The sequence below is a fragment of the Halorubrum sp. SP9 genome (assembly GCF_005435015.1).
Classification (GTDB): Archaea; Halobacteriota; Halobacteria; order Halobacteriales; family Haloferacaceae; genus Halorubrum; species Halorubrum sodomense.
Genome location: NZ_SGXU01000272.1, coordinates 1 through 571 on the forward strand (window position 1 = coordinate 1; position 571 = coordinate 571).

Annotated in this window: 1 pseudogene; it reads right to left on the reverse strand. The window is 59.2% G+C overall.

Annotation, left to right across the window (positions count from 1 at the left end):
- Positions 1-426: 426 nt before the first annotated feature.
- A pseudogene (locus EXE45_RS21910) lies at positions 427-571 on the reverse strand (NAD(P)-dependent oxidoreductase); the annotation flags it as partial.

The window sequence follows — 571 nt, forward strand, 5'->3', positions numbered from 1 at the left end:
CCTCGTAGACCCCGGGAACGTACGCGAGTCCGACTGCAGTCGTAGCCGCGTCAGCCGCCTTCGTCGCGGTCAGTAGCGCGATTCCAGACACCGAGAGGAAACTTCGATTCGCACTTCGGAGCCGTCGAGATCCGGCGTGGCGCGGTGATCGCTCGGATAGTCTTCCTTTCTGTCTTCTGTCCCGATCCCCCCGGTGTTCGCGACTGTCCCGGTCCCGCCAGTCTGTTTGTTCGTTCTGGGGGCGACCTGGCCGATCTGTACGCCGCGACATGACAATGTTTCACAAGTAGTTTCAAAATATATAAATTTGTGTGTCAACCTCTCGTGTATCACCTACGTTCAAGAATTTGGCATCCTAGCCCCTAATTGGGCGAGAACAGCGTTTATAGAACTCATACAAAGCCCGCCATTCCGTGAGAGAAGGCGTCAGCTGGTGTTTGTGACCTCGTCGCGCCAGGAGTGTTCCGGCCCCCACCCGAGCAGCCGCTCCGCCTTCGTACAGTCGAAGACGGACTCGTCGCCGTCGAGGTCGCAGTCGGCGGGGAGGTCGCCGAACGCCGCCTCGATCGTC